General features: G+C 36.3%; 14 protein-coding genes. 4 read left to right on the forward strand and 10 right to left on the reverse strand.

Going from position 1 to position 13,859, the window contains the following annotated elements:
• Positions 1–10 precede the first annotated feature (10 nt).
• On the forward strand, positions 11–2,086 hold the full coding sequence (locus P278_RS12510) for a M16 family metallopeptidase (protein ID WP_038267354.1): 2,076 nt from the start codon (positions 11–13) through the stop codon (positions 2,084–2,086).
• 149 nt (positions 2,087–2,235) lie between these two features.
• Here P278_RS12510 and P278_RS12515 read toward each other — a convergent pair whose 3' ends face one another.
• Positions 2,236–3,111 (reverse strand): DMT family transporter, encoded by an 876-nt coding sequence (locus P278_RS12515; protein ID WP_038267357.1) that lies wholly within the window; start codon positions 3,109–3,111, stop codon positions 2,236–2,238.
• A gap of 149 nt (positions 3,112–3,260) precedes the next feature.
• On the opposite strand from P278_RS12515, the gene P278_RS12520 reads away from it, so the two are divergent.
• On the forward strand, positions 3,261–3,680 hold the full coding sequence (locus P278_RS12520) for a hypothetical protein (protein WP_038267360.1): 420 nt from the start codon (positions 3,261–3,263) through the stop codon (positions 3,678–3,680).
• Between the two features lie 28 nt (positions 3,681–3,708).
• Here P278_RS12520 and gldD read toward each other — a convergent pair whose 3' ends face one another.
• From gldD to mutY, 4 genes are read right to left on the reverse strand one after another with little or no spacing between them, the layout of a single operon-like run.
• On the reverse strand, positions 3,709–4,272 hold the full coding sequence (gene gldD, locus P278_RS12525; RefSeq protein WP_152973936.1) for a gliding motility lipoprotein GldD: 564 nt from the start codon (positions 4,270–4,272) through the stop codon (positions 3,709–3,711).
• Entirely contained in the window at positions 4,272–5,588 is a 1,317-nt protein-coding gene (gene gldE, locus P278_RS12530) for a gliding motility-associated protein GldE (RefSeq protein ID WP_038267365.1), read from the reverse strand. The genes gldD and gldE overlap by 1 nt, the downstream gene beginning before the upstream one ends.
• Positions 5,589–5,611: 23 nt before the next feature.
• Positions 5,612–6,067 carry a single-stranded DNA-binding protein gene (locus tag P278_RS12535; protein WP_038267368.1) on the reverse strand — a complete coding sequence of 152 codons (456 nt, stop codon included), beginning with the start codon at positions 6,065–6,067 and terminating at the stop codon, positions 5,612–5,614.
• 45 nt (positions 6,068–6,112) lie between these two features.
• Entirely contained in the window at positions 6,113–7,147 is a 1,035-nt protein-coding gene (gene mutY / locus P278_RS12540; RefSeq protein WP_038267370.1) for an A/G-specific adenine glycosylase, read from the reverse strand.
• Between the two features lie 137 nt (positions 7,148–7,284).
• On the opposite strand from mutY, the gene P278_RS12545 reads away from it, so the two are divergent.
• Positions 7,285–7,575 carry an HU family DNA-binding protein gene (locus P278_RS12545; RefSeq protein ID WP_038267373.1) on the forward strand — a complete coding sequence of 97 codons (291 nt, stop codon included), beginning with the start codon at positions 7,285–7,287 and terminating at the stop codon, positions 7,573–7,575.
• 290 nt (positions 7,576–7,865) lie between these two features.
• Positions 7,866–9,410 carry an Rne/Rng family ribonuclease gene (locus P278_RS12550; RefSeq protein ID WP_038267375.1) on the forward strand — a complete coding sequence of 515 codons (1,545 nt, stop codon included), beginning with the start codon at positions 7,866–7,868 and terminating at the stop codon, positions 9,408–9,410.
• A 67-nt stretch (positions 9,411–9,477) separates the two neighbouring features.
• Here the strand turns inward: P278_RS12550 and P278_RS12555 are convergent, their stop codons facing one another.
• The 5 genes from P278_RS12555 to P278_RS12575 form a co-directional block, all read right to left on the reverse strand.
• Positions 9,478–10,059, reverse strand: a complete 582-nt coding sequence (locus P278_RS12555; RefSeq protein ID WP_038267377.1) for an LOG family protein — start codon at positions 10,057–10,059, stop codon at positions 9,478–9,480.
• Positions 10,060–10,094: 35 nt separating this feature from the next.
• A complete protein-coding gene (locus P278_RS12560; RefSeq protein WP_051413549.1) occupies positions 10,095–11,399 on the reverse strand; it encodes a TlpA family protein disulfide reductase in 1,305 nt (434 codons plus the stop codon).
• Positions 11,400–11,467: 68 nt separating this feature from the next.
• Positions 11,468–12,001 (reverse strand): hypothetical protein, encoded by a 534-nt coding sequence (locus P278_RS12565; RefSeq protein WP_038267381.1) that lies wholly within the window; start codon positions 11,999–12,001, stop codon positions 11,468–11,470.
• Between the two features lie 135 nt (positions 12,002–12,136).
• Positions 12,137–12,493: a nuclear transport factor 2 family protein gene (locus P278_RS12570; protein WP_038267384.1), complete on the reverse strand. Its 357-nt coding sequence runs from the start codon at positions 12,491–12,493 to the stop codon at positions 12,137–12,139.
• Positions 12,494–12,576: 83 nt separating this feature from the next.
• Entirely contained in the window at positions 12,577–13,848 is a 1,272-nt protein-coding gene (locus P278_RS12575; protein WP_038267386.1) for a glycoside hydrolase family 27 protein, read from the reverse strand.
• Between the last annotated feature and the right edge of the window lie 11 nt (positions 13,849–13,859).

Here is a 13,859-nt window from a genome sequence, read left to right on the forward strand (position 1 = left end):
ACAAAAAACAATGAAAATAAAAATAGTATCCATTATAGCTTTTCTATTCTGTGCTCTATTAACACAAGCGCAAATCGATAGATCGAAACAACCTGAACCCGGGCCAACCCCAAAAATTAATTTAGGACAGCCGGAAACTTTTCAACTGAACAATGGCTTAACTGTTATGATCGTTGAAAACCATAAACTCCCTAGAGTATCTGTGAGTCTAAGTATCGACAATGCACCTATCTATGAAGGCAACAAAGCAGGTGTTTCAAGTCTAACCGGCTCCGTTTTAGGAAGTGGAACAAAAAACATGAGCAAAGATGCCTTTAACGAACGAATCGATTATCTCGGTGCCAGTATTAATTATGGATCAAATGGAGCGTCGGCAAGCTGTCTTTCCAAATATTTCGAGGAGATTCTGGGACTAATGGCTGACGGAGCATTGAATCCTGTATTCCCACAAGAAGAGTTCGAAAAACAAAGAGAACAACTTCTTACAGGGTTAAAATCACAGGAAAAAGATGTTGCTGCCATTTCAAACAGAGTTAAAAATGCCCTGGCTTATGGTAAAGAACATCCTTATGGAGAATTCATTACGGAAGAAACCGTAAATAATGTCACTCTTAATGATATTAAAAATTTTTACAGTCAGTATTTTGCTCCCGAAAAAGCCTACCTGGTTATTGTTGGAGATGTTGATAGTAAGCAAACTAAAAAATTAGTAAAAAAGAACTTCTCAATATGGAATAAGGCCAAGGCACCACAAGTGTCCTACTCCGCTCCTAACAATCTACAATACACGCAGATTAATTTTGTCGACATGCCTAATGCCGTACAATCAGAAATCAAAGTGGTTAATAATATAGATTTAAAAATGTCGGACCCTGACTATTTTAACACCTTAATGGCCAATCATATCCTGGGGGGAAGTTTTGGAAGCTACCTTAACATGAACCTTAGAGAAGAACACGGTTTCACTTATGGAGCAAGATCATCGGTTAACACGGATAAGTATGGAGCCGGTTTATTCCAGGCCTCAGCAAAGGTAAGAAATGCGGTGACAGACAGCTCTGTGGTCGAATTCATGAAAGAGATCAATCGTATCAGAACTGAAGACGTAAAAGAAGAAACACTTCAAAACGCCAAAGCTAAATACCTTGGAAATTTTGTAATGGCGCTAGAAAACCCAAGTACGGTAGCCCGCTATGCATTAAATATTAAAACTCAAAATCTTCCTGAAGATTTCTACGAAACATATCTTCAAAAAATTAATGCTGTTACCGTGGCAGACGTTAAAAACGCAGCCAACAAATACTTCTTGTATGACAATGCCAGAATTGTTATCGTAGGAAAAGGCAGTGATGTTATCGATGGACTTGAAAACACAAAATTGAATGGCAAATCGACAGTGATCAAATACTATGACAAGTTCGCTAAGGAGGTAGAAAAGCCGGAATTTAAAAAAACGGTTCCGGAAGGACTAACCGCTAACAATGTCGTAGAAAAATATCTTAAGGCTATCGGAGGCGTTGATAAACTCAAAATGGTAAAATCCATATATAAAACTGCCGAAGCTGAAATGCAGGGTATGTCAATAAACATGGAAGTTAAAACAACTCCAAACAATCAAATGGCTGTAGACATCAAGATGATGGGGAATTCACTAAATAAGCAAGTTGTAAACGGAGATAAAGGATATACGGTAGTTCAGGGACAAAGAAAAGAAATGTCAGAAGAAGATCTGAAATCATCTAAATTAACCGCTACCACCTTCCCTGAATTAAAATACATAAACAATAGTGATATATCACTTAACGGTATTGAAAATGTAGATGGGCAAGATGCTTACGCATTAAAAGTCTCTGATAAGCTAACGAGCTTCTACAGTATTGAAAGCGGATTAAAGGTTAAGGATCTAATTTCTACCAAACAAAACGGACAAGATTTTTCATCATCCATTTATTACAACAACTACAAAGAAGTTGATGGTATTAAATTCCCTTATACAATGTCCCAAACTTTTGGACCACAAAAAATGGACTTTGAAGTAAAAGAAATAAAAATCAACGAAGGCGTTTCTGATGCCGATTTTAATTAATGATTTATTCTTATTAACAAATCGAAAGGGAGCGCAATAAGCTCCCTTTTTTAATACGTTCAAAATATCAGAATCTATCTACCTATCTAAATAGCTACAGAAAAAGTTAACGCAGCAAAGGGCTTCTTCATACATAATTCTCCGTCATATCATTTCTTTCGATTATTTGCCAAATACACTCCAACCAAAATAATACACCCCCCCATCAACTGCAGAAAACTAAAACTCTCACCATCCAGCACGCCCCATAATATAGCCAATAAAGGCATTGTATAAGTAACCGAAGAAGCAAATACAGGACTTGCTATTTGTATCAATTTATTGAAAAGAACTTTCGCAAATGCAGTTCCAAACAAAGAAAGTATTGTAACGTACAACACAGAAAGTTGCATCTCTTTTGATGCCATGACAGTTTCAAAAAAACCTGTCGCCCATAAAATGATGAATGCTGGTAAAACAATAAAAACAAAGTTACCCGTCGTAACCGCTAAAGCACTGATATCAGTAAGATGCTTTTTTATAATATTTACATTTAATGCATAACCTAATGTAGATAATATAATTAAAATACTGTACCAGTAATTTTGATCCGGATTGAATTCTGCTCCTTTCAAAATTAATATCAAAGTTCCGACAAAACCAATTACAACACCATAGGCTTGTTTTCGTGAAGTCGTAATTCCAAAAAAGAGTGTTCCAGCCAACAAGGTGTTTAACGGGGTAAGTGAATTCAACACAGAAGCTACACCACTATCCACTTGAGTCTGGGCCATTGCAAAGAAGAAAGGAGGAAAAAAAGAACTCAAAAATCCAGACAAAGCAATCCATTTCCAATGCTGCTTTTTAATTTCACCCATTCTTTTGAAACCAACGGAAAACAAAAAGAAAGCCGTGAATACAATTCTTAAAGCACCTACCTGAATAGCCGACAAACCCACTAGTCCTTTCTTAATAAGAATAAAAGAGCTTCCCCAAATTAAGGTGAGCACTAAAAGGTACATCCATTTTTTACCTTGTACACCCATACTTAAAAGTTAAGGCGCAAAATTCGCATTAAAATCACAGTTATCCATACACCTAATTACTATTTTTGTAATTGCTCAATAAGTTTTACTTATAAGCGTTTTTTCAAGGAATTAATTATTTAATAAACAACTCATTAAAAAGCACAACTATGAAAACAATTAAAACGGCATTCAGTTTATTTGCATTACTCCTCATGATTTCTTGTGGAAATGACAACTCAAAACAAGAGGTTTTTGATTCTCTCAAAAAAGAAGTGCTTAAAGTTCATGATGAAGTGATGCCAAAAATGGGTAAAATTAATACCCTTATCACAGAATTAGACAGTAAAATTGACACGACCGAAATGGGAAAAAGTTATGAGAAAGCAAAGCAAGAACTTGAAGAATCTCATGACATGATGATGTCGTGGATGAAAAATTTTGGTGATCAGTTTGGCGGTACTATTGCTAAAGATAGTCTCGATAAAAAAATTCAATTACTTGAACAAGAAGACATTAAAGTTAATGATCTGAAAGAAAAAATTAATTCAAGCATAAAGAACGCCGAAGACCTTCTTGGTAATCAATAAAAAAAAGGCTACACTAGAGTAGCCTTTTTTATTTCTTCCACTTGATGGATTCCATCATTTTCCGAATGTCATTTTCTAAATAATCTGCTGCGGGTAAAACTGAATCATAATTAGGCTTCGCATGAAAATAAAGCGAACCTGTTATAAAATGATTGATACTATCCGTAATATAAAATTGTGATTGCGAAGCCGCATTACCACTAATTTTAAAGAACATCCCATAAACGCCATCCTCTTCATTCACAAAAGTCTTAGGAGCTATTGCATCCGCTTTTACTACGTGTTCATAGGTTAACTTCTCAGCATCTTTCAATAACTTCTCAATGTCATTGTTAACGCTTTTGTAAGTAAGAAACACAGTAGCCTTCATAGAATCATAGTTAACATCATAAACACATTGACCCTTCGGAACCAACGAAGCTATGCCATTAAGCTGCATACTAAACGGACAATCATCCGAATGAAAATCAACATAATGAGGTTGAGGATACTCCAATCTTAATACAGCCTGAGGCTTTGGAAGCGTATCTTCTTTACAAGCGATAACATTCAACAATAAAAATATAATTAAAAGACCTCTGATCTCTCTCATCAGGTAATAGTTAGTTTGATTTGCTTGATACGTTTCTTATCCAATGCCTCTACAACAAACGTATAGTTCTCATAATTTATGCGCTCTCCTTTTTTAGGAAAACTACCGGCAATCTCCAAAATAAACCCAGCTATCGTTTCAGACTCTCCCTTATTCTCTTCAAATATAGATTCATTTTCAAGCTGAATAACCCGATAGAAATCTTTCAGGGTCGTCTTTCCTTCAAAAACAAAATTCTTATCATCAAGTTTCGAATAAATCAGATCCTCATCATCAAACTCATCAGAAATATCTCCGACAATTTCTTCAATAATATCTTCCAAAGTAATTAGCCCGGAGGTCCCTCCATATTCATCAACTACAACTGCAAGATGACTTTTCATCTCCTGAAATTCCAATAATAAATCATCCAGCTTTTTATTTTCCGGAACAAAATACGCTTCACGCTTTAAAGAAACCCAATTAAAAGATTTTTTATCTATATGAGGCAATAAATCTTTAACATACAGAACACCGGTAATATTATCCATATGATCATTATATACCGGAATTCTTGAATATCCATTTTTAACGATCTCTTTAAACACTTCCGAAAATTTAGTATCCTCACTGAGCGCAAACACATCAATCCTGGGTGTCATAACCTGCCTGGTTTCTGTATTTCCAAAAGTAACGATACCTTGAAGGATTTTTTGCTCCTCTGAGGTGGTATCACCTTCTGAGGTCAACTCTAATGCCTGGGATAGCTGATCTACACTAATATTAGATTTCTGTTTACCCCATTTCTCCTGAAAGTAATTGTTTGCATTACGCATCGGTACACTTACAGGCGAAAGTATCTTACTTAAAACATTCAGAGAAGGCGCCATGAAACGCGCAAACCGCAATTGATTTTTAGTCACATATATTTTAGGCAAAATTTCTCCAAACATCAATATCAGGAAAGCCGCTACAATTACTTCAACAACAAACTTCACTTCAATAAATCCTAATGAATATGAAGATAAAGTGCCAAAGAAATAATTTGCGGTTGCACTGAATAGGAGCACAAAAGAAATATTGATCAGATTATTAAATACCAGAATCGTGTTGAAAAGCTTTTTGGGAGTTTCTAATAGCTTCAATACCAATTTATCTTTACTGTTTTTACCATTATCATCATCGAGATCGTTCTCATTAATAGTAAAAAAAGCTACCTCTGCACCCGATATAAGTGCAGAACACGCTAACAATAGAGCTAAAACTATGACCTTGGTGGTTGCTACAGTATCTACAACCATTAAAATTGATAAAAAACTCGAGGGCTCAGGATCCAAATGTGTACAGTTTAGTTAAACAATTAAAATGGCAAGTCGTCGTCTGGTTCTGGTTCTTGAGCAACCGGATTAGACTGAGGTTTGTGATCTTGCCTTTGTTGCGGTTGAGATGCAGATGATTGCTGCATTCCTCCTTCTTCTTTCTTGGCAGATAAAAATGTGAAATCAGTTACTTGTATCTCCGTTGTATAACGGGTTTGTCCATCTTCACCCTGCCATTGACGGTTCTTAATTCTTCCTTCAACATAAATTTTATCCCCTTTGGTAAGGTATTTTTCGCAGATTTCAGCTGCCTTATTTCTTACCACTATATTATGCCACTCGGTAGAGGTTACACGCTCACCGGTTTGCCTGTTAGTATATGATTCGTTTGTTGCTAACGGAAAACGACCTATACAATTTCCTCCATCGAAATAAGTCATTTTAACCTCATCTCCCAAATGTCCAATCAACATTACTTTGTTCAGTGTTCCGCTCATAGTTACTTTTGTGTTAAACTCAAAATTATTAAAAAATTACCACAACTAAAAACTATATTCCTTCACAAAGTTGGCAATTAAAACCGGCATTGGATATTCTTCTAATTCGTGATAGGAAATTCCATTTTCAATTGAAGACTGCAAATGTACAACCCAAAATTTAGTATATATATGTTGATGCGATAATTTATGCGTAATGGTTTCTCTATTATACAAGCTCAGTTCAAAATCCCGCCCCTGCAAACGCTCTTTAAACAATGGATGATTTTCAATTTCTTCAATACTAAGCTCTCCGTCACTCTCTATTAAAGGAAATTCATATAGATTTTGCCAAATACCTTTCCCCTTTCTTTGTTGAATTAGGGTCTCTCCTCCTGATTGAAATATCAAATAATTAAAAAACCGATCCTTAACTTTTGTTTTTTTTAGCTTAACCGGGAGCGAACTGATCAAGTCTTTTTCCAGAGCTACGCACCCGTCATTCAATGGACAATCACCGCAGCTTGGCGATTGCGGTTTGCACTGCAAGGCCCCAAACTCCATAACACCCTGATTGTATTCTGCAGGCCTGGATCTGTCGATTAGTTCGACAGCAAGACTCTTGAAATACTTAATTCCAGTCGTACTATTGATAGGAGTTTCTACACCAAAGTATCGAGATAGCACCCTGTAAACATTACCATCAACTACAGGTTCAGGTCTGTCAAAGCAAAATGAAGCAATCGCACTAGCCGTATAATCACCAACCCCTTTTAATTTCTTTAATTCCTTATATGTATCCGGAAATTTTCCATTTAAATCTCGAGCCACATATTTTGCAGTGGCATGAAGGTTTCTCGCTCGGGAATAATACCCCAAACCTTGCCACATTTTAAGAACTTCCTCCTCCGAAGCATCAGCAAGCTGGGATACAGTAGGATAGTGTTTTATAAACTTTTGATAATATGGCAAACCTTGCTCCACACGGGTTTGCTGTAACATAATCTCTGACAACCAAATACGGTACGGATCCCTTGTTTTACGCCACGGAAGCACCCTCATATTCTCCTTGTACCAACCTATAATCTTACTCGAAAACATCCACTTTTTTTATAACATCGTCAAAAATACTAAGTTATATGGTTAATTTTAACTTAATTGAGTTTCTTTAATTGGTTAATTAATTCATATATTTGCATCCCCAAAAATTATAATAGTCTTAAAAACAGAATAATAAAATGACGAAAGCAGATCTAGTAGCCAAAATTTCAGAAAAACTTGGCATGGAAAAGGGAGATGTACAGGCAACTGTAGAAACTTTTATGGAAGAAGTAAAGAACTCCTTAGAGAATGGAGATAATGTTTACTTAAGAGGTTTTGGTAGTTTTATAATTAAAACAAGAGCTGAAAAAACCGGGAGAAACATCTCTAAAAACACAACCATCAAGATTCCTGCACACAACATTCCTGCTTTTAAACCAGCTAAAGTATTTGTAGAGGGCGTTAAAGCGAACGTAGACGTAAAATAATTTATTAACTATAAAATTTATACCCTATGCCAAGCGGTAAAAAAAGAAAAAGACATAAGGTGGCTACGCACAAGCGTAAGAAAAGAGCAAGAGCTAACCGCCACAAAAAGAAAAAGTAGTTCTTCAACTACTTTTTCTTTTTAAAACAGTTTGTTCATTGAAATAGAAATTTCATAGATTTCCTATGGGGTTTCGCCGGGTTTAATCCTGTTTCATAACAGGAACCTGTGTAATAAAATATTTTGTTTAATCCATCTTCCCAATTATGGGTCGATACAAACCAATTCAGAGTGAATAAAGAATTAATTGTTCGATCTGGTTCCTCTGACGTTGATTTTGCCTTATTAAAGGATGGAAAACTGATAGAATTACACAAAGAAGAAAACAGTTCTGATTTTGCAGTAGGCGATATTATGCTTGCCAAAGTCAGAAAACCAGTTCCGGGTTTAAATGCTGCATTTGTAAATGTAGGATACGAAAAAGATGCTTTTTTGCACTATCACGATCTCGGACCTCAACTCTCTTCTTTGTTAAAGTTTATCAAACGTGTAAGCACAGGTAAATTAAAAGATTTCTCTTTAAAAGATTTCCCATTTGAAGAAGACATAGACAAAGATGGCGTTATTAATGATGTTATTAAAGCCAATCAATCTATTCTCGTTCAAATTGTAAAAGAGCCTATCTCAACCAAAGGTCCAAGAATTAGTTCCGAACTTTCAATAGCCGGAAGATACTTGGTGTTGGTGCCTTTTTCGAATCGAATTTCTGTTTCTCAGAAAATTGAAGACAAAGATGAAAAAGATAGACTTAAAAGGCTCGTACAAAGCATTAAACCTAAAGGGTTTGGAGTTATTGTCCGTACTGTAGCCGAAGGCAAAAAAGTCGCCGAACTGGACAAAGACTTGCAAAACTTGCTCAATCGTTGGCAAGCAATGTGCAAAAAAATTTATAAAGCACCTCAGCCATCAAAAGTATTAAGTGAAATGAATCGTGCAGCCTCTATTTTAAGAGATGTATTTAACGATACTTTTACCGGAATACATGTAGATGATGAAACGCTTTATTATCAAATTAAGGATTATTTGAGCAATATCGCTCCAAAAAAAGAATCCATTGTAAAAATGTACAACGCTCCTGTTCCGGTATTTGAAAAATTCGGAATTGAACGTCAAATCAAAACTTCTTTTGGTCGTACTGTATCTATGAGTAAAGGTGCCTATTTGGTCATTGAACATACCGAAGCACTTCACGTTATAGATGTTAACAGTGGTAACAGATCCAATAAAGCTAAATCGCAAGAAGAAACTGCACTGGAAGTAAACCTTATTGCAGCAACTGAAATTGCGAGACAGCTTCGACTTCGGGATATGGGAGGTATCATCGTAGTAGATTTTATTGATATGTCTGATGCCGAAAACCGAAGAACATTATACAACCATTTAAGAGAAGAAATGAGTGACGACAGAGCCAAACACAAGATCCTTCCCCCTAGCAAGTTTGGCTTGATACAAATTACAAGACAAAGAGTAAGACAAGAGTTAACAATTAAAACAAGAGAGGACAACCCTAATGCCAATGGCGAAGTGGAAGCTCCTATCGTTTTGATTGATAAAATCACTTTTGATCTTGAAAGAATTATTAAAAATGATAAAGCTAAAAACGGAATCATTTTAAACACACACCCGTTTATAGCCGCTTATCTAACAAAAGGATTTCCATCCATCCGTTCTAAATGGTTTTTAGAACACAAAAAATGGGTAAAGATTTTACCAAGAGACGCTTACACGTATTTAGAATACCGTTTCAAAGATAAAAACGGAAAAATATTGAAATAAAAAAAACCACGCATTTATGCGTGGTTTTTTATTTATAACTATCCCTGGAACCTGATCCTATATAATTTTATATCCGATTCGTTGTAATCCATTTACCTACATTAGGAGCTGCATAATGCTCCATTCTTTGCAGTAATCGATCTAAATCATCTTCAAACAATATCATGTTTCGATTTTCCTGTTTCAACAAACCATTTTTGGTCATGCTGTCAACCAACTCAATTAACGGGTCATAATACCCCTTTATATTCAAAACTCCTATCGGTTTATGATGCATTCCTAGTTGTGCCCAGGTAAGCATTTCAAATAGTTCATCCATTGTACCGAAACCACCCGGTAAGGTTAATGACCCCTCCGACAATTCAAAAATCTTAATTTTTCGTTCATGCATAGAGTCGACCAGAATTAATTCTGTTAGACCATCATGCGCGATCTCCTTTTCCTGTAAAAAAGTTGGAAGAACCCCCGTAACCACTCCGGAAACATTTAAAGCACCATCTGCCACAGCCCCCATTAAACCAACATTAGAACCACCATAAACGATTTTAATTTTTTGGTTTGCTAATTTAACCCCAACTGAATAAGCTATTTTTTCAAAATCCGAGTCACAACCATTGCTGGAAGCACAAAAAACTGCTATACTTTGCATAATTACTTTGCTTGATTTACCACAAAGCTATTAAATCATTCAGACCGTTTGTTAATATACTTTTGTAAAATTTTTATCAATTTGCTACCACTGAGATCTTCAGCAATGATCTTCCCGTCAGGATCTATCAGATACGATTTTGGGAAATTCTGAACATCGTATATATCTGCAATCTTATTATCACCGTTATGAAGGATTTGTGGCCAGGTGATTTTTTTCTTTTTAATTGTTTTAGCAAGTTCCACCGGCCTGTCATATGCAATTCCCAGGAAAGATATCAAAGCAGGATCTAAATTTTGTTTGGCGTATTTAACATTTGGGATCTCCTTCATACACGGACCACACCAACTCCCCCAGAACTCAAGATATAAGTACTTACCTTCAAAGTCACTAAGACTTATTTTTTGGTTGGTAGTAAATTCATTACCGGAAAAAGCGATGGCATCATCCCCAACATTTGGTTTTTTATAAACACGCTTTTTATTACTTGGCTTCTCCCCTAAAAGCAACAACTGATCATTAGCATCAACACCCATATTCTGATAACTTACCCCGTCAATTTTTAAAACACCCTCCTTTGCTATAGGCTTAAAATTTTCTTTATCCGCCTTAATACCAATAAGCGTACGTTTATCAAATGTGGTACTTACAATATCTCCTCTCAATATCAGAGTCTCACCTTTGAATGTAGCTTCCTTATATACCGGAAAATTATATAACAACCTGTTCATTCCACTTTGGGCTATCAACACCGGAATCGATTTCTTAACCACACCTCCCTTTACAAACGCCTCATATTGCACAATGGGAGCATATTCCTCATCTGCCTCATTTCCCAACGCTACCACCATTATCGGCGATGAAATAATGCGATCATCACTAAAATCATCATTATTATTGGTATCAATTTTATACTCAATGATGCCTCCAGGAGTTTTATGCATTACAATATGCGTATAACAACGAATGGGTTGTTCCGAAAGATCTCTGTTAGTGAGATCCCACTGCCACAACACCTTCACTCGATTAAAGAAATCTTCACTTATGGCTCCCAAATTATAATTTTGATACGTAAACTGGTAGATATCAAAAATAATACGCTTAACAACAGGTTTATCCCAATCCTCCGGAATACCACTAACAGTCTCTATGGTATTACTCCATTCATCCGTTATCAATTCATCAGGATCATACGTTAATTCTTTAAACTCCGGGGAGAAGGGACCAAACCCTTCTTTTTCTGAAATAGGCAAGGTAATTATATGCTTGTCATTTGTATTTTGGGCTACCCCAAAATAGGACAGTAACACAAGTAGTAGTAACCAAATAATTCTAAACATTTAGGCGCTCTTAATCTATTATTTATTTAACCTTCAAAACTATGAAAAGAGCACATTATGCATCAATTTTATTGATGTATGGTATTGGTCTCTGGTTGTAATGCATCATTATAATCTTCACTAACTTTAGGCATAATTGAACTCATGGATTTCCTGAATAATTCCCAACGGTTTTTGTCACCATTAATCACATAAACTTTTCGCTTTTTTGTAATAGCAATGACGCTTCCGGTTGCTGTTCCTGCAGCAGCACCTAATATCCCTCCGGCAACGGCGAACTCTCCCCGAGACATGAAAAGACCATCATCTCCAGCATAAGCTGCAACCCCACCTAAAATACACCCTACAGCTGCCCCTAAACCTATCGTGTGCCCCATAGCTCGCTTAGTTTTAATGAGCCCGATTTTTTCTAATGGAATATCTCTAACCTTTTTAGCACTATAGAGCCTCAAGGTATCTGTCGTCATAGAAACGATTTTCCCATTGGCTATTTTTTGTCCATCGAGATTAAACACCCGAATGAATGGCCCTGTGGTTTGATGAAGATTTTGAGCTGATACACTTGCAGTTAAAACGAAAAAAAACAACAAAAAGAATTTCATAATGCCAGGTTTTAAATTATTCCCAGCATAAGATAAGTCAATGGCTCTTCTAATAAATTTACTAAAATGCCTCCTCCAAAGAAATTCTCATCGATAAAAAACCAACTTGGATGTTTACCAGATTAAATACGTCAGTTAAGGCTGGAGTTTCCTGTCTTCTCTAATGTCACCTATATGGTAATAAGCCACAATTTTATCAATACATGCCTCTTTAAAATAATACCATTCACTCACCTCCAATTCGAAATCACCCTGAACAGCCTTGTAACGCACACATGCTTTATCTTGCTCATAAACACCATCAATAATCGAAAAGGTATAGCCTAGAAATTTATCCTTATTCGCAGCCACTAGGTCTATATACCCCTGCTTTCCTTCTATGGTGCCAAAAGGACTTGTATGTGAGAAATTAGCAGAAATTGGCAGATTGGTAAAATCTCCGGAACTCCATTTCGAAAACCATTCCATAACCAAGCGCTTTGACTCTTTCATAAAACACCGTTTTCCTTAAAGATAGCAAACTGGCCCGGAGCATTCAAATCTTAACTTCTAATAAAGTTTAAACAATAGCCTGTCTATTCTTTATCGTCATACTGAAACACATTAAAAGGCATAGCAGTACCTTCTATCTTCACCACCACAATACCGTGCCCAGGAACCTCCATGGTAACTGAATCTTGCTTAGAAACTGGATAATCCTTTTTCTCCCATAAATCTCTCATAGTGTAACCTTTCGAGGAGTTGATTCCAACTTTTGCAAGCTCCAATGTGATATTGGTCGATTCGGCACTTCTGTTTAATAAGCCTACGGCAACTTCGCCACTTACCGTTGAAACCAATGGCTTGGCCCAAATTTCCAATTCGCCATGATCTACCACCCGTCTGGCCTGATACACAAAAGAACTCTGATTAAGGGCTATAATTTCCTTATTACTTATAATTTGGAGTGTCTCCTCATTCATCTTGGTTAGATCATTCCCCAAAATTAACGGTGAATGCATCATACTCCACATGGAAAAATGAACCTTATTTTCATCATAGGTCATCCCTCTACCTACCTGTAAAATATCCATATCATTATAATGACCATTAGATGCATACTTCCACAAATCTGCATTTTGATCAATAATATGCAAAATAGAATTAAAGTTATTGGCTATATCTCCTGAGATTCTCCAGGAATCAGCAACCTGTGTAACCCACTTACCAGGGAATTTCCATCTGCATACATTATATAAAACTTCTGGTTTAATTTCGGCTATCAAATCTCCTATTTCGGTATACCTGGTTTGCTCATCGAGTCCCATCCATTGACCTCCACACCAGTCGACTTTTAAAAAGTCATAATTCCATTTGTTTAATAAAACACTTAAATCATTATACTCATGACCATACAGCCCCATCCCGGCACCTATGGTGTCTTTATCCCAATATGACGCACAGGTGTTAATCCCCGCATCAGTATATATACCTGCTTTTAACCCTTTATTGTGAATATAATCCGACAATGCTTTCATTCCATTGGGAAATTTAACCGGGTGGGCTATAAGAGCACCATTTTCATCCCGCCCTCCGAAATAACCATCGTCAATATTTATAAATTCATACCCCAGCGTATCCAAACCCAAGGCCACCATGGCATCTGCCTGAGATTGAATGATTTCTTCACTTATATTGATCCTGTATGCATTCCAGCTCGCCCATCCCATCATAGGACGGTTAAAGTCTTTCACCCCAGTTTCATGAGTACTTATTATTGAAGCTGAATCATTACCACGGCTCCCTCTTGGATTACAAGCAATCATGAATACAAAAGTGAAGAGCAATGCAGGAAGATATAATTTCATGTTATATTTTT

This window comes from Zhouia amylolytica AD3, assembly GCF_000511935.2.
GTDB lineage: Bacteria > Bacteroidota > Bacteroidia > Flavobacteriales > Flavobacteriaceae > Zhouia > Zhouia amylolytica.